Here is a 15,174-nt window from a genome sequence, read left to right as displayed (position 1 = left end):
CGGCACTGACTGCCGACAGGCTGCCATCCTGATACAGCTTGCGCCAATGGAACAGCTGGTTCGGATTGACGCCGTGCTGGCGTGCAACCATCGAGACCGACTTGCCTGGCTCGAAACTCTTCCGCACCATCGCCAGCTTTTCTTCCGCTGACCACCGCCGCCGGCGCTCCGGCCCCGTCAACACTTCCATCACTTCTTGCTTGTTGTTAGTCAAAAACACAGTCGTATGCCTACCCGTTATTTTAAGCGGGAGACTGTGTCCGGTGATTCAAGGGGCCGCTCCAGAGATAGTGCAGTGCGTTATCTCGCGCCGCCCGCGAGAGTTCGCGCCTTATTGCGTCGCACGAGCCGCAATCAGAAGATCGGAAATGCCATCGCTGTCCGGCCTTACGTTGTTGATACAGCACGGCGCAGCGTCTCACTTCACGGCAAAACGATGGAATTGGCGACGAGAGAGTTTGACGTCGCCGCGAACATTTTCGCAAACGTCGGGCGAGTGATCTACCGCGACCTTCTGGGAAGCTTGCCTGGCGTCGCGAACGTGACGGCACCTGCCGTACGCTCGATACCCCCATTTATCGGCTTCGGCGAAAGCTATCCCTGGATCCGGAGAACGGCGTGCGCCTGAGCAGCATCCGTAAGCATAGATACAGGCTGAGCGAGGCGACGTTCGCGAACGCGAACATGACGTCGGTGCATTCCGCGCCGGAAGATCGCGTCATGCAGAGTCCCCGGCTAACGCCGGCGACCTGAAGTCGTTTCGGATGAAGTGTCGTCGGACACACGAGGGCAAGGCTACAGGGCATCTGTGGCAACGCTGCTCCTTCTCCCTGGAACACGTGGGCGGATCGATGTCGTGGGCGCTGGCCGCGTATCTTGTTCTGGACGCATAAATGACGTAGTTGTCCCCTATCGCGTGGGAGAGTGTGTGGCCATGGGTGAGCCAATGCATTTAGCTCAACTGACTTAGCGGGTGTTTTGGACGAAGTAGCGCGATTGCGCCTGATGAATAAACCGATCGGATCTCGGCGGTCCGGAGTCGTATGAACTGTGAGTTTTCAACGGAGCAACCTATCGAAGAAGGTCACCGGGATATGTCAGATTGAACACGCCGATGTGCAGGAAGCGTCCTTAGGCAGTCCGCAGGAGATGTAGCAGATCCCACGGGCGAAAAATTTCAAAATGCTGACGGTGACCGGCGTTCGCGAGGCGTTCACTCAATGCCTCGGGCACCTCGCCGACGCAGGCCAGATAACGCATTGAAGCCTTTTTGAAAACGGACTTCTTCCGCGGTCACTCAGTGCGAGGCCGCGTCACGAACGACTCTTTGCAGGTTCAACGAACGGCCGGCACTCACGGTAATCCCAGGAGATTAAGATGGTGAGCGATTAGGTGCGATTCTCGCCGAGGCTGCCACAGTGAAGCCATCCGGCGCGGTGAGAATTGTTGTGTCCATTACGGCTTTCTTAAGGTGAGTACGTCACCGTTCAGTGCTAGAGCAACAGCAAATGTTTAACGTATACAAAAAAGACGCGCCCGTAGGCTATAGGGTCTTGACGGGCGGTCGTTGGGGGGTGGAGAGAATAGTCATGGAAGCATCTTCAGTTAGTACCGGCAGTCAATGGAGCGTGTCGCTGATCCAGACCAAAATGATTCCGCCGCGCCTTCCCCCGGGTTGCGTACATCGGCCTGCGTTGCTCGATCGGCTCAATGAGCGACGCACGCACAGCGTAACCGTCGTGACCGCACCCGCGGGTTTCGGCAAGACGACATTGCTTGCTGGATGGAGTGAAGCGCTCTCGAAGCAGAAGCATTGCGTTGCATGGCTCAGTCTCGACGGGGAAGACGATGATCCGCAGCAGTTCGGTGCCTATCTGGTGGCGTCACTTTCGCGCGCAGGGGAGGACATCGCCTGGCAAGCGCAACAACTTTTGAATCACGATGCGATGACCCCGATCAAAACGGTCATATCGGTGCTTCTGAACGGGATCGCAACTTGTGGCCGCAGTGTGTTCCTCGTGCTGGATGACGTCGACCGTCTGACCGCAAAGCCCGTTCTGGCGATCGTGTCCCGCCTGCTGCGCTATGCGCCCGAGAATATGGATATTTTGCTCGGAGCGCGCGGTGAACCTGCGCTGACACTCGGCCAGCTCAAAGCGCCGGAAAAACTGATGCGCATTAACGTGGACGATCTCCGCTTCTCGATCGACGATGCGCAAGCGTTTTTCAACCGGACAAGTGCCGTGCCGCTCGACCGGGCCAGCGTCGAGCTGTTAAACGACGCGACGGAGGGGTGGGTGGCGGGATTGCAATTGGCTTCGCTCGCACTGAGTCAGGTGGGCGATGCGGCCAAGCTTGCCGATAATCTTGCCGGGGCGAGGTCCGGAATCGATCGCTACCTCAACGACACGGTGCTTGCGCATTTACCGCCACCCATTCTAAAGTTTTTGCTGTACACCTCGGTTCTCGAGCGGCTGACCCCAGCGGTATGCGATGCCATCATGGGCGGAGGAAGTGGAAGCGGGTGCAAACTTGATTGGCTCGAACGCCACAATGTATTCATCCGGCCGCTGGATGAAACGCAAGACTGGTATCGCTATCACGCACTCCTGTCCGATGCGCTGCGACGGCGTCTCGTCCGTCAGACGCCGCAGGAAGTTCCTGCGCTGCATCGTCGGGCGTGTCAATGGTTTGCAGGTGCGCGCCTCTGGCCCGAAGCAGTCAGACATGCTTTGGCCGCGGGCGAACTCGAGCAGGCGGCACAGTGGACCGAGAACTGTGCAATGGAGATGCTCGAACGCGGTGACCCCTACACGCCGCTCGGCTGGATCGGGAAACTTCCACCGGATATCGTCAAGGGACGCCTGCGTTTGCGCCTCGCGAAAGCGTGGGCGCTCGCGTTCTCATTTCAAACGGCGCCCGCGTCAGGGGAAATCCGGGCTGTCGTCGACGAATTCAATCGCGGCCAGCGCGATGGCAACAGCGCTATTGAGGAAGCTACATTGGCCGAGATCAACGCGGTCATCGCCTTGATCGCCAGTATTAACGACGACAGCGAACGCGCGCTCGAATTCGGCAGCGTCGCGCAGACTTCCGTGGCGCCTGCGGCGCCATGGGTAAAGCGTTACGCGCAGACTGCGCAATTTTTTGGCTTGGCGTACAGGGGAAAGTTTGACCAGATACGTCGCATATGGACCTTCGCCAAAGACCGGATCGAGCCGGGGCAGGTGCCGAACTACTCGGATATGCTTCGGGACGCGATGTACGGCCATGCGGCATTTGTGCATGGCGAGCTGGTCGAAGCACGGCGAATTTTTGAGGCGACACTCGAGTGTGCCGAAAGCACTGTGGGCTACTCGTCGGCGATTGCGACCGGGGTGGCCGGTTGCCTTGCTTCGATCTACTACGAATGCAACGAGCTGTCTCGCGCCCGGAAGATACTCGCCAGCCGCACGACGATTGCCTTGGATGCGTCGCCAGTGGGTGCGCTGGTGCGCCACACGTTTTCTGCGTCACGCCTGTTGTGGCGTGACGGCGAGACGGGTTCAGCGCTGGCCATTCTCGAAGACGGTCGACAGGTCGCGCTGACCCGGCGATGGCTGAGGCTGAAGCTGGCGTGCGATGCCGAGACAGTAAGATTGTTCCTTGCCGACGGCAATGTGACGCGGGCAAGGCAGATTGCCGATGAACTCAGCGCGAGCGTGCCGCCGATCTACGAAGGGCGGCAGGGCTCCGCGTTGGAGGCCTGGACAAGCTACTGCATTCTGCAGGCGCGGGTTCTGATGGCCGAGAACGCCGCAGATAAGGCGGTCGTTTTTCTCGAGCGTTCGCTTGATACCGTGGCCGCGATGGGCTTGCATTATCAAGAGGTGCTCGTTTGCGTGCTGCTTGCCATTGCACTCGAAAAATCCCGAGCCTTCGACAAGGCGTTGATTGCGCTCGGCCGCGCGCTGCGCATCGGAATGACCAATGGCATGATCAATAGCTTCGTTGATGAAGGGCGACCCATGCGCGCGTTGCTGTCGCGGTTTCGCCAGGTCTCGGGCGACGTCTCCACTGAGGAAGCGCTCTATGTCGACAGATTGCTGGGAGCTTTCGACGATGTCCACAATCGAACTGCTTCGCCTATGCCGGTCAACGCCGTGACCTCTCCGGCGAATACGCTGAGTGCGAGAGAACTCGAAGTACTCAACTTCGTCGCACGTGGCCTGTCGAATAAGGAAATCGGCCGATCGTTGCAACTGGCGCCTGAGACGGTCAAATGGCATCTGAAGAACATCTTCGAAAAGCTCAATGTGAATTCCCGGATTGAGGCCGTACAGAGTGTTCTCGGGCTCGGGTTGGAGAGGGACAGAACCGCCGAATAGCAAGTGGGGCACGCGCCGCTCAGGCCTGAAACTGTTGCAGATAACGCTTGTCCGCATCGGCGTGCTGTTGAGCGTTGCCAACGAAACTCAGGCCCGCCACGTTGACGTTCAGAGCAATTGAACCGTCGCGACCGTTCAAGCCCAATGAGCGTTTCTGACTGTGGGTGTGCAGTTCTGCTGTCAGTGTGCCGGTCACACCCTGCACGTCGGCGTGGAAGCTGATCGACGAATACAGATTGAATCGAAGTGCATGAGCCCGCTGAGGTCGCGCTGGTGGAACGTCGGTCAGTCAGGCCACCGATAGCGGATTGAAACGCGCTGGAAAGACCGGTGAGCGTGCTGCGGTCCGAGGAGTTCTGTGCACGATTGGCGGCTTTGACCTGAACGCCCGGTCCTGCGCCGACGTAACCGCGGCCGCGCTCGTGTTAGCACCGGGTGTAAGCATCGCCGCCGACAGCGGCAGAATGTCCGCGCCGCCGTCGCCCGTTTCCTCGGGACGCGCGTTCACTCACACATCCCTCGATGACTCGCGATCGCTCGACTATCATCGTCAATGGGCGGGTTCACGACCCATGGTGCTGGCGCACGCCAGGCAAAGAGGCAACGTGCGCGACATGCAATGGATGGAGAATGTGTCATGACGGTCTCTCCGGTCAATGAACACGCTGCCGCCAACCCGATGCCGCTCAGCCATGCGAGCCGCATAGCGCGGTCCAACTCGCGACGCTTTGAGGTACGAATCGTGCTACGCGGCAGGTGCATGTCAATCCCGTCGCCAGAGAGTTCAGGCCATTTCGCTCGCCAGGCGTTTCGTCTCCAATCGACGCGGCATTCCCAACTGCAGAGGTAATCAGGATGCAAAGATCCGAATCTTCTTCGATAGCACGCGTGCTGACTGTCGTCTTCGCTGCCTTGTCCGGGCTGTATCTGCTCGTCGGCGGCGTCTGGCTGGTGGTGAGCGGTGGCTCGCCGTACTACGTCATCGCAGGCATCGTCATGCTGGTCACGGCCGTTCTCGTCCAGCGTCGCAAACCGTTTGCGCTGGGTCTCTATGCATTGCTGCTGCTGGGCACCATCGGATGGTCGCTGTGGGAAGTCGGCACCGACTTCTGGGCGCTGACGCCGCGTCTGGGCGTGCTGGTCATCTTCGGCATCTGGCTGCTGCTGCCATTCGTCTATCGCCGCTTCGACGCGCCGGCCAGGACGCCGGCCATGGCTCTCGGCGCTACATTGATCGTCAGCGGCGTCGTGCTGGTTTATGCGGTCTTCAACGATCCGCAGGAACTCAACGGCACGCTGAGCAGCGCGTCTGCCTCTGCGGCGGCCACAGCCACAGCCGCCTCTATCCCGGACGCCGACTGGCCTGCATACGGTCGCACCCAGCACGGCACGCGCTACTCGCCGCTCAAGCAGATCAACGCGGAGAACGTCAAGAATCTGCAAGAGGCGTGGACCTTCCGCACCGGCGACATGAAGCGTTCGACCGACCCGGGCGAAATCACCGATGAAGTCACGCCGATCAAAATAGGTAACCTGCTGTACCTATGCTCGCCGCACCAGATCCTGTTCGCGCTGGACGCCGCGACCGGCCAGGAAAAGTGGCGTTTCGATCCGAAGCTGAAAACCGATCCGAGCTTCCAGCACGTGACGTGTCGCGGGGTGTCGTATCACGACCTGACGGCCGCCGGGGCGGGCAATAACGGCCAGGCAGCGGCACCGTCGGCGGCGCCCGCGATGTGCGCGCGCCGGATATATCTTCCGGTCAACAACGGTCACGTGTACGCGCTCGATGCGCTAAGCGGCCAGTTGTGCAAGGATTTCGCGACCAACGGCGACCTCGATCTGCAAGCCGGCCAGCCGGTGACGACAGCGGGTCAATATGAGCCGACCTCGCCGCCGGTCATTACCGACAAGGTGATCGTGATCGCAGGTTCCGTCGAAGACAATTACTCGACGCGCGAACCCTCAGGCGTGATTCGGGGTTTCGACGTGAGCACGGGCAAGCTGCTGTGGGCATTCGATCCGGGCGCGAAAGAGCCGAACGCGGTGCTCGGCGAAGGCCAGCGTTATTCGATCAATTCGCCCAATTCATGGGCGCCGTCCGTCTACGACGCGAAGCTCGATCTGGTCTATCTGCCGATGGGCGTGAGCACGCCGGACATCTGGGGTGGCAATCGCACACCGGAGCAGGAACGTTTCGCAAGCGGCCTGCTCGCGCTCAATGCGACCACCGGCAAACTGGCGTGGTTCTATCAGACCGTCCATCACGATCTCTGGGATATGGACCTGCCGGCCCAGCCGACGCTCGCCGACATCACCGATCAATCGGGCAATGTCGTGCCGGTCGTCTACGCGCCGGCCAAGACGGGCAACATCTTCGTGCTCGACCGGCGCACCGGCAAGCCCGTCGTCCCGGCGCCGGAAAGGCCGGTCCCGCAAGGCGCCGCAGCAGGCGACCATGTTTCGCCAACTCAGCCGTTCTCCGATCTGACATTCCGGCCGAGCCGGAAATTGACGGGCGCCGATATGTGGGGCGCCACGATGTTCGATCAACTGGTGTGCCGCGTGATGTTCCAGCATCTGGACTATGACGGTACGTTCACGCCGCCATCGGAACGGGGCACGCTGGTGTTCCCCGGCAACCTTGGCATGTTCGAGTGGGGTGGCCTTGCCGTGGACACGGATCGGCAGATCGCGATTGCCAATCCGATCGCACTGCCGTTCGTGTCGAAGCTGATTCCGCGCGGCCCGGGCAATCCGATCGAACCGGATAAGAACGCCAAAGGCGGCACCGGCACCGAAACCGGCATTCAGCCTCAGTACGGCACTCCGTTCGGCGTCGAGTTGAATCCGTTCTTCGCGCCGACCGGTTTGCCGTGCAAGCAACCGCCGTGGGGATATGTGTCGGCGATCGATCTGAAGACGAATCAGATCGTCTGGAAGAGGCGTATCGGCACCGTGCGCGACAGTGCGCCGCTGCCGCTGCCGTTCAAGATGGGGATGCCGATGCTGGGCGGCCCGATGACGACGGCGGGCCACGTGTTCTTTATCGGCGCCACCGCCGACAACTATATCCGCGCGTTCGACACGGATACCGGCGACATGTTGTGGCAGGCCCGCTTGCCCGCAGGCGGCCAGGCCACGCCGATGACCTATGAAGCGAATGGCAAGCAGTATGTCGTGATTGCCGCGGGGGGACATGGCTCGTTTGGCACGAAGCTGGGCGACTATGTGATGGCTTACGCGCTGCCTTGATTGCCAGGCGGGGGGCCTTGCGGTATCTGTGCCGGCGATCGGCGCAGATGCCGCGAAGCCTTCGCCGGGGTGGCGGTGCGCAAGGTAGCCAAAAGGCTTTGCGGAAGGGTGCGTGTGTGCCACCGGAACGTTCCGTACTGCCCAACTGACTCTGCAATTCCTGTTGTCTCGACCGTATCAACAGAAACTGGCGCGCAGTGTTTTCAGCGACGGCATGCAGCGGCCTTGCGCCGTAAACCCTGCAAAATGCCCGCGCCGATGCAGACGTCCAGCCCGACGATGCCACGCGAGCCGGCTTTCGGGACGCCACTTCTTGCGCGGGGCGCATCGTATTTCGCGGCGTCGTCCAACACTTCGAGCTTTTTGCGCAGTTCCACATTGCCGTGGATACTGTATGAATGTACAGTGTTGTTCGCAGGGCGGAACGTGAGTCCATGTGGTCCCGTCCGGGAAACACAGGGTGTTACTGATGCGTCGTGGTCAGGCGCGCACGAACTTGAACACGAAGAAAGATTCCTCTATGCCGGCTTTACCCGGTGACGAACGAAATGCCTGAACAACTATGGTTGCCCGGACTCGAGGCGCCGCCGACGCCAACGGACGGTCTGTTTTTCGCGGTCTTCCCCGACGCCAATACGGCGGCCATCATGTCGAAGTTCGCGCAAGAACTCTGCGCGGGCACGCGCGTACGCAGCAAACCACTTGCGGCTAACCGTCTGCACGTGACATTGCTGCATCTCGGGAATTTCGCAGGCGGCCTGCCGCCGGATAAGGTCGATGCCGCGATGCGGGCCGCCGCGTCGATTCGCATGGCGCCATTCACGGTGGAATTCGACGCGGTCGCGAGCTTTGCGTCGAAACCCCGGCCGGGTCCTCTGGTGTTGACCGGTGGCGGGGGCGCCGCCGGTCTTCATGCGCTTCATGACGCGCTGGGGCAAGCGTTGGAGCATGCTGGTTTCGGGGGGCGCGTGGGTTCAGTCGTTACGTCCTATGTGCCGCACGTCACTTTGGCGTATGGCATGCCCTGGGCGGCGGAGCGTCCCGTTGAATCCATGTGCTGGAACGTGCGCGAGTTTGCGTTGATACACAGTCTGCTTGGACGCACGCGCCACGTCGCACTAGCGCGTTGGCCGTTGACGGCGGCTCAGTCGTGATGTGCGACGGCATGGCGTGAGGACGCGCGCCAGTCAACCAGGCGGCGCACGCCGCAAGCGAGTGGCGAATAAGTCGTTCATTGCGACGGATCGCACGATTTCGGTTACCTTGAAGCAAGGAGCGGGGCACGGCAGGAGCAGGCGGGAGGCAGCAGGCAGCGCAAGCAGCGTCGTGCACGCACGCGGCTCTTACAGCGCCCGGTTGCCTCCACCAGAAGCATACCCAGTCGGGTCTTTCAGCATTGCCGATCTCTATGTGTGCCAAATACGCAATATCTGAAAGCCGGCGCGTTTTGTCCGCCAGACGGGCAGAACGGTCGTGCGCTCCCTGATAGAATGCTTGGGCCGCAACGTAGTGGATTGCAGATGAAATTGCTTGATGCGCTTGTCGAACAGCGTATTGCCGCCGTCGCCGCGCGTGGCGAATTCGACGACTTGCCGGGCGCGGGTGCGCCGCTGCCCCTGGACGACGATGCGTGGGTCCCGGAAGAGGTGCGCGTCGCCAACCGGATCCTGAAGAACGCGGGCTTCGTGCCGCCCGCTGTCGAGCAGTTGCGCGCGTTGCGCGACCTGCAAACGGAGCTGAATGCCGTGAGCGACCAAGCTACCCGTTGCTGTCTCCAGGCGCGCATGCTGGCGCTCGATATGGCGCTCGAATCGCTGCGCGGCGGCCCGCTGGTTTTGCCGCGCGACTATTGCCGGCGAATCGCCGAGCGGCTGTCGGAGCGCGCCAGCAACCTCAATACAGCTGACGTGGGTTCGCGGTGAGCGACGCGCTCGTCCACCGCGCCGCCTCGGGGTCACGGCCGGAGCCGGCATTCGGCGAATCCCGTGAAACGCCGGACGTGCCGGTCGCGTCTAACGAATCGATATCGACGTGTCCCGACGTGGCCGACGTTGTCGTAGCGTCGGCGGTTGACAGTGGCACGGCAGCGATCGACGCTGGCACACCCGTCGATCCGCCCGCGCCAGCCGTTTTCTCCGAACGTGATCGCCGCTTCATGGGGCTCGCTCAGGCTGCCGCCGAGGAAGCGCGGGCGGCCGGCGAAGTGCCGGTCGGCGCGGTGCTGGTGCGCGGCGACGAAGTCATCTCCACAGGTTTCAATCATCCGATCGGCGCGCACGATCCGTCGGCACATGCGGAAATGGTCGCCTTGCGCGCCGCCGCGCAAGCTGTCGAAAACTACCGGCTGCCGGGCTGTGAACTCTACGTGACGCTCGAGCCGTGCCTGATGTGCGCCGGCGCGATCATGCACGCGCGCATCGCCCGCGTCGTGTTCGGCGCGCGCGATCCTAAAACCGGCGCATGCGGCAGCGTCGTCGATGCGTTCGCAAATCCGCAACTCAATCATCACACCACGGTGTGCGGCGGCGTGCTCGAAGCCGAATGCGGCGCGGCGCTCAAGTCGTTCTTCGCCGAGCGGCGCCGAGCGAGCCGCGCAGCGCGCGCGGCGGCACGCGGCGAAGCAGATCCCGAAGCACACAGCGAAGCGGCCCGCACCGAGCCGCACTAAACAACAACACCAGCAGGTCTTGCCCATGACCGTCCACCGCACTATCGAACTGATCGCGCCGTCCGGCTATCCGCACGACCCCGAGGTCCTGCATCGCGCGTTGCGTCGTCTGCATGCGCAGGGGCACAAGGTCGACGGTGAAGAGGCGACGAAGCGCCGCTATCAGCGCTTCGCGGGCACCGATGGCGAGCGCGCGGCCGATCTGAACCGGCTCGCCGATCCGTCGCGCCAGCTTCCCGACGTGGTGCTGGCCGTGCGCGGCGGTTACGGCGCGGTGCGCATCCTGCACGGGCTCGACTACGAAGGGCTGCAACGGCGCCTCGCCGGTCAACCTGTCGCGCTCGTGGGGCACAGCGATTTCACCGCGATCCAGCTCGCGCTGCTGGCGCGCGCCGGCTTGAAAACGTTCGGCGGCCCGATGCTGATGAGCGATTTCGGCGCGGAGGATCTCAGCGAATTCACGATGCAGCACTTCTGGTCCGCCGTGTCGCAGCCGACCATGACGGTGACGGGCAACACGCCGCAGGCGCAGCCGGTCGACGTGTCGGGCATGCTCTGGGGCGGCAATCTGGCGGTGCTGACGTCATTGATCGGCACACCGTATATGCCGCCGGTGCAGGGCGGCATCCTGTTCATCGAGGACGTCAACGAGCAGCCGTTCCGGGTCGAGCGGATGATTTATCAACTGCATCTGGCCGGCATCCTCGCGCAGCAGCAGGCGCTCGTGTTCGGCGACTTCTCGGGCAGCAAAGCGTACGACTACGACAATGGCTATGACCTGAACGCGACGATCGAGCAGGTGAGGTCGTTGATCGGCATTCCGGTCGTCACGGGGCTGCAATTCGGGCATGTTCCCAACATGCTGACGTTGCCGGTGGGCGCGGACGCGCATCTCGTCGCCGATGCGCGTGGGTTCAAACTGAGCCTGTCCGGCTATCCGTGTCTCGGCTGAACTGACGGCTGGATGGAGCCGGAGCGAAGCGGGGGCCGGCCCGCTTTCTTTTTGAATTCTAAAACGCAACTAACCGTCAATCATTTGCACCGCCCGCATGCAGGGCGAGACCACGGAAGACGCGCACGTTTTGTTGACAAAATGCGCACTCAATAGACAGCGTCCACGCCACCTAATTAAACTCATACTGAAGCCGGGCCTCACAACGCGGCGTGCCGCTTGACCGCCCACTGAGCCTGGCGTTGAAGATTGTCGAAATTCAAGATAAAAATTGTTGACAATCTTTATGTCCATCCTATGATGACCATCATACCGAGACGCAAATATGTCCGACACAGACGCCGCCGCGAACAGTTCGAAGCCCGAAGCAATTGCAGAGCGCATCCGCGCCGCAATCCTCGAGCATCGGCTCGCACCTGGCGCCAAGCTGACCGAAGCACAGTTGTGCGAAGTATTTGGTGTGAAGCGCGGTCCGATCCGCCAGGCGCTCGCGCAACTGGCGACCGACCACCTCGTCGATCTCGAACCGAATCGCGGGGCTTTCGTCGCGAGTCCGTCGCTGCAGGAAGTGCACGAGGTGTTCGAAATGCGCCGCATCATCGAACTCGCGGTGGTCGAAAAGATTTGCAGCGGTCACGGCATGCGGCGATTGAAGAGCATCGGCAGCATGATCGGCCGTGAACGCAAGGCGTTCGAAACACGTGATTTCCCGGCATGGATCCGCCTGTCGGGCGAGTTTCATACCGAGCTGGCGGGGCTCACCGGCAACGCCGTGCTGTGCGATTGTCTGAGTGGACTGGTCGCGCGCTCGACGCTGATTTCCGCACTGTACGAGTCGCTTGGGCGCAGCCCTTGCTCGTTCGAAGATCATCAAGCCATTCTCGCCGCGCTCGACGCCGGCGATGCGAAAGAGGCGGCGGCGTTGATGTCGCGCCATCTGCAAAGCGTCGAGTTGAAAATGCTGGATCGCCCCGCACGTGGCGCAGCGGATTTGCATGAAGTGTTCGGCGCGCTCGGATCGGCATCGAAAGAGGCGTCCAAAGCCGGATCGACCCCGGGCTGAGGCACGCAGCAAGAGGACCGGCGAGCACCCACGAGCACGAATCAGCAGGAACAGGCACGCGTCCATCAGCGGCGCGCGCGGCACTGAATTGAACTGAACCGAATCAGGCGTTGCAAAGCGGCTCGGCGTGAGCGCTGCCGGCTTGCGCACGCACGTCCGTCGCCACGCGACCGACTTCGAGCAGCGACGCATCGCCGGGAATTCGCGGCGGCTGGCGATGCGATAACCACAAGTACTTCAGTACGGAGACGCCCGCGGCACGGCCCACCGGATGGCGCAGGCTTTCTCGATTCCAGATGGACGAGGAGGGCGCGACCGGGATGGCCGGTGCAACGTCCTTCGATGCGCTATCGACGGTCCCCATCTCAAGGAGGAATCATGGCTCAGTTCAGTACAGCGCCCGGCAATCCCTCGATGTCCACTTATATCGACGACGGCGCGCAAGCCGATCCGTCGATGCCGGCCGGCTACAGCGAGCGGCTCTATAACAAAGATCTCGCGCCGCTGCGCAATCAAACCTGGGGCGCGTACAACATCTTCGCGTTCTGGATGTCGGACGTGCACAGCGTCGGCGGCTACGTGTTCGCGGGCAGTCTGTTCGCGCTCGGCCTGACGAGCTGGCAAGTGCTGATCGCGCTGCTGGTCGGCATCACGATCGTCAACTTGCTGTGCAACCTGATCGCGAAACCGAGCCAGGCGAACGGCGTGCCTTACCCGGTCGCGTGCCGCGCCACCTTCGGCGTGCTCGGTGCGAATATTCCCGCGGTGATTCGCGGGCTGATCGCGGTCGCGTGGTACGGCATTCAGACCTATCTCGCGTCGAGCGCGCTGGTGATCGTCGTGCTCAAGTTCGTGCCGTCGTTGCTGCCTTATGCCGACGTCCATCATCATGGCTTCATGGGCCTGTCGACGCTCGGCTGGGCCGGTTTCATGCTGCTGTGGGTCTTGCAGGCGCTGGTGTTCTGGCATGGCATGGAGACGATCAAGAAATTCATCGACTTCGCCGGTCCCGCCGTCTACGTGGTGATGTTCATTCTGGCGGGCTACATGGTGTATCGCGCGGGATGGCGCAACATCGGCATCAACCTGGGCGGCGTCAAATATCACGGCATGGAGGTGGTGCCGGTCATGATCACGGCGACCTCGCTGGTGGTCTCGTACTTCTCCGGGCCGATGCTGAATTTCGGCGACTTCTCGCGCTACGGCAAAAGTTTTCGCAGCGTGAAGCGCGGCAACTTCTGGGGCTTGCCGGTCAACTTCCTCGCCTTCTCGCTCGTGACGGTGATCACGACCGCCGCGACGTTGCCGGTATTCGGGGAGCTGATCACGGACCCGGTCGAAACGGTCGGCCATATCGATTATCCGACTGCGGTGATCCTCGGCGCGTTGACCTTCACGATCGCGACGATCGGCATCAATATCGTGGCTAACTTCGTCTCGCCGGCCTTCGATTTTTCGAACGTCGCGCCGCGCCTCATCAGCTGGCGTGCGGGCGGGATGCTCGCGGCGGTGGCATCGATCTTCATCACGCCGTGGAATCTGTTCAACAACCCGGCGGTGATCCATTACACGCTCGACGTGCTCGGCAGCTTCATCGGCCCTTTATACGGTGTCCTGATCGTCGACTACTACCTCGTGAAGCGTCAGAAGATCGTGCTCGACGATCTGTATACGGTCGCGCCCACCGGCTCGTACTGGTATCGCAACGGCGTCAACTACCGGGCGGTGGCCGCGTTGTTGCCGGCCGCGCTGATCGCGGTAGTCTGCGTGATGATGCCCGGGCTCGACGGTATGGCGAATTTCTCGTGGTTCATCGGCGCGGGTCTCGGTGCGCTGTTCTATCGCGTACTCGCGCGCTGAATCCCGCAGTCCCCAGGCGGGCTCCGTTCGGAGCGCGTCAACAGGAGTTCCTATGCGCATCAAACTGATCAACCCGAATACGACGCAACGCATGACCGACGCCATGGGCCGCTGCGCCCGTGAAGTCGCCGCGCCCGGCACAGAAGTGATCGCGGTGAATCCGACCATGGGGCCACCGTCGATCGAGGGCTATTACGACGAAGCGCTCGCCACACCAGGCCTGCTGGCCGAAGTCGCCGCGGGCGAGCGCGAAGGTTGCGACGGCTACGTGATCGCCTGCTTCGGCGACCCCGGCTTATACGCGGCGCGTGAGCTCGCGCGCGGCCCGGTGATCGGTATAGCGGAGGCGGCGATGCACGCGGCGAGCGTGCTGGCTCCAGGCTTCTCGGTGGTGACGACGCTCGCGCGCACCTGCGGCATGGCGTGGCATCTCGCCGAGCGCTACGGCATGAAGCGCTTTTGCCGCAACGTCCGCGCGACCGACGTCGCCGTGCTCGATCTCGACAAGCCTGGCTCGGCCGCGCGCCGCATCATCCTCGACGAATGCCGGCGTGCGCTTGCCGAGGACGGCTCGGACGCGATCGTGCTTGGCTGTGCGGGCATGGCCGAGCTGTGCGCGCAGATCGAGGATGCGCTCGGCGCGCCGGTGGTCGAAGGCGTGACAGCCGCGGTGAAATGGACGGAGGCGCTGGTCGCACTGCGCCTGTCGACAGCCAAGCGCGGCGACTACGCAAGGCCGTTGGCCAAGCGCTATGACGGCGCGCTGGCCTCGTTCGGCCCCGCGCCGGCTGAGCCGGATCCGCAGCGGCCGCACGACGCCGAAACCGCCGAGCCGCTGCGGGTAAACGCTAGCGCGCCGGGCCAGCACATACATCCCGTCTGACACGCACTATCTGGCCGGGTGTATGGGCGCACCCGGGTGTTTTCGCTACACTGGCTCAACTCGGCGCGGGTGCCTGAAGTGCTTTTTCGCCGCTGATTCAGAAGGTTGGGTCGGTGGCGGCGAGCG

The 15,174-nt window shown here is 62.3% G+C and carries 14 protein-coding genes; 10 read left to right on the top strand and 4 right to left on the bottom strand.

Translation table 11 applies throughout. The features are described 5' to 3' along the window. On the bottom strand, positions 1-190 hold a 190-nt coding region (locus HV770_RS32695; protein WP_175165629.1), incomplete at its 3' end, for a transposase. Between the two features lie 105 nt (positions 191-295). On the opposite strand from HV770_RS32695, the gene HV770_RS32690 reads away from it, so the two are divergent. Further along, positions 296-628, top strand: a complete 333-nt coding sequence (locus HV770_RS32690; RefSeq protein ID WP_175165625.1) for a response regulator transcription factor — start codon at positions 296-298, stop codon at positions 626-628. Positions 629-1,589: 961 nt separating this feature from the next. Continuing rightward, complete coding sequence (locus HV770_RS32685; RefSeq protein WP_175165624.1) at positions 1,590-4,367, top strand: winged helix-turn-helix domain-containing protein; 2,778 nt, start codon at positions 1,590-1,592, stop codon at positions 4,365-4,367. Positions 4,368-4,386: 19 nt separating this feature from the next. Here HV770_RS32685 and HV770_RS32680 read toward each other — a convergent pair whose 3' ends face one another. Continuing rightward, positions 4,387-4,563, bottom strand: coding sequence for a hypothetical protein (locus HV770_RS32680; RefSeq protein WP_175165623.1), 177 nt, complete (start codon positions 4,561-4,563; stop codon positions 4,387-4,389). A gap of 659 nt (positions 4,564-5,222) precedes the next feature. On the opposite strand from HV770_RS32680, the gene HV770_RS32675 reads away from it, so the two are divergent. Next, positions 5,223-7,622 carry a glucose/quinate/shikimate family membrane-bound PQQ-dependent dehydrogenase gene (locus HV770_RS32675; protein WP_175165622.1) on the top strand — a complete coding sequence of 800 codons (2,400 nt, stop codon included), beginning with the start codon at positions 5,223-5,225 and terminating at the stop codon, positions 7,620-7,622. A 203-nt stretch (positions 7,623-7,825) separates the two neighbouring features. On the opposite strand, the gene HV770_RS32670 is transcribed toward HV770_RS32675, so the two are convergent. Beyond that, positions 7,826-7,999 carry a hypothetical protein gene (locus tag HV770_RS32670; RefSeq protein WP_175165621.1) on the bottom strand — a complete coding sequence of 58 codons (174 nt, stop codon included), beginning with the start codon at positions 7,997-7,999 and terminating at the stop codon, positions 7,826-7,828. A gap of 171 nt (positions 8,000-8,170) precedes the next feature. Between HV770_RS32670 and HV770_RS32665 the strand changes: the two genes are divergently transcribed. The 5 genes from HV770_RS32665 (at position 8,171) to HV770_RS32645 (ending at position 12,305) form a co-directional block, all read left to right on the top strand. Continuing rightward, entirely contained in the window at positions 8,171-8,776 is a 606-nt protein-coding gene (locus tag HV770_RS32665; RefSeq protein WP_175165620.1) for a 2'-5' RNA ligase family protein, read from the top strand. 366 nt (positions 8,777-9,142) lie between these two features. Next, positions 9,143-9,544, top strand: a complete 402-nt coding sequence (locus HV770_RS32660) for a DnaJ family domain-containing protein (RefSeq protein ID WP_175165619.1) — start codon at positions 9,143-9,145, stop codon at positions 9,542-9,544. A gap of 119 nt (positions 9,545-9,663) precedes the next feature. After that, the gene (tadA, locus tag HV770_RS32655; RefSeq protein WP_425497524.1) at positions 9,664-10,290 is read left to right on the top strand and encodes a tRNA adenosine(34) deaminase TadA; all 627 of its coding nucleotides are present in this window, start codon (positions 9,664-9,666) and stop codon (positions 10,288-10,290) included. A gap of 25 nt (positions 10,291-10,315) precedes the next feature. Next, on the top strand, positions 10,316-11,242 hold the full coding sequence (ldcA, locus tag HV770_RS32650) for a muramoyltetrapeptide carboxypeptidase (protein ID WP_175165618.1): 927 nt from the start codon (positions 10,316-10,318) through the stop codon (positions 11,240-11,242). Between the two features lie 325 nt (positions 11,243-11,567). Continuing rightward, positions 11,568-12,305 carry a GntR family transcriptional regulator gene (locus tag HV770_RS32645; RefSeq protein WP_175165617.1) on the top strand — a complete coding sequence of 246 codons (738 nt, stop codon included), beginning with the start codon at positions 11,568-11,570 and terminating at the stop codon, positions 12,303-12,305. 103 nt (positions 12,306-12,408) lie between these two features. On the opposite strand, the gene HV770_RS32640 is transcribed toward HV770_RS32645, so the two are convergent. Beyond that, positions 12,409-12,669 (bottom strand): hypothetical protein, encoded by a 261-nt coding sequence (locus HV770_RS32640; RefSeq protein WP_175165616.1) that lies wholly within the window; start codon positions 12,667-12,669, stop codon positions 12,409-12,411. Positions 12,670-12,683: 14 nt separating this feature from the next. On the opposite strand from HV770_RS32640, the gene HV770_RS32635 reads away from it, so the two are divergent. Both HV770_RS32635 and HV770_RS32630 read left to right on the top strand, forming a co-directional pair. Beyond that, a complete protein-coding gene (locus HV770_RS32635) occupies positions 12,684-14,165 on the top strand; it encodes an NCS1 family nucleobase:cation symporter-1 (protein WP_175165615.1) in 1,482 nt (493 codons plus the stop codon). A 52-nt stretch (positions 14,166-14,217) separates the two neighbouring features. After that, positions 14,218-15,048 carry an aspartate/glutamate racemase family protein gene (locus HV770_RS32630; RefSeq protein WP_175165614.1) on the top strand — a complete coding sequence of 277 codons (831 nt, stop codon included), beginning with the start codon at positions 14,218-14,220 and terminating at the stop codon, positions 15,046-15,048. The last annotated feature ends 126 nt before the right edge of the window (positions 15,049-15,174 follow it).

Source organism: Paraburkholderia fynbosensis, from assembly GCF_902859935.1.
Classification (GTDB): domain Bacteria; phylum Pseudomonadota; class Gammaproteobacteria; order Burkholderiales; family Burkholderiaceae; genus Paraburkholderia; species Paraburkholderia fynbosensis.
This window is presented reverse-complemented; position numbering and strand designations above follow the sequence as displayed.

What these genes read in the sequence shown, in the direction of transcription:
- HV770_RS32640 (WP_175165616.1), bottom strand. Translation starts at nt 12,669, where the DNA reads ATGGGGACCGTCGATAGCGCATCGAAGGACGTTGCACCGGCCATCCCG.
- HV770_RS32630 (WP_175165614.1), top strand. Translation starts at nt 14,218, where the DNA reads ATGCGCATCAAACTGATCAACCCGAATACGACGCAACGCATGACCGAC.
- HV770_RS32645 (WP_175165617.1), top strand. Translation starts at nt 11,568, where the DNA reads ATGTCCGACACAGACGCCGCCGCGAACAGTTCGAAGCCCGAAGCAATT.
- HV770_RS32685 (WP_175165624.1), top strand. Translation starts at nt 1,590, where the DNA reads ATGGAAGCATCTTCAGTTAGTACCGGCAGTCAATGGAGCGTGTCGCTG.
- ldcA (WP_175165618.1), top strand. Translation starts at nt 10,316, where the DNA reads ATGACCGTCCACCGCACTATCGAACTGATCGCGCCGTCCGGCTATCCG.
- HV770_RS32635 (WP_175165615.1), top strand. Translation starts at nt 12,684, where the DNA reads ATGGCTCAGTTCAGTACAGCGCCCGGCAATCCCTCGATGTCCACTTAT.
- HV770_RS32660 (WP_175165619.1), top strand. Translation starts at nt 9,143, where the DNA reads ATGAAATTGCTTGATGCGCTTGTCGAACAGCGTATTGCCGCCGTCGCC.
- HV770_RS32665 (WP_175165620.1), top strand. Translation starts at nt 8,171, where the DNA reads ATGCCTGAACAACTATGGTTGCCCGGACTCGAGGCGCCGCCGACGCCA.
- HV770_RS32675 (WP_175165622.1), top strand. Translation starts at nt 5,223, where the DNA reads ATGCAAAGATCCGAATCTTCTTCGATAGCACGCGTGCTGACTGTCGTC.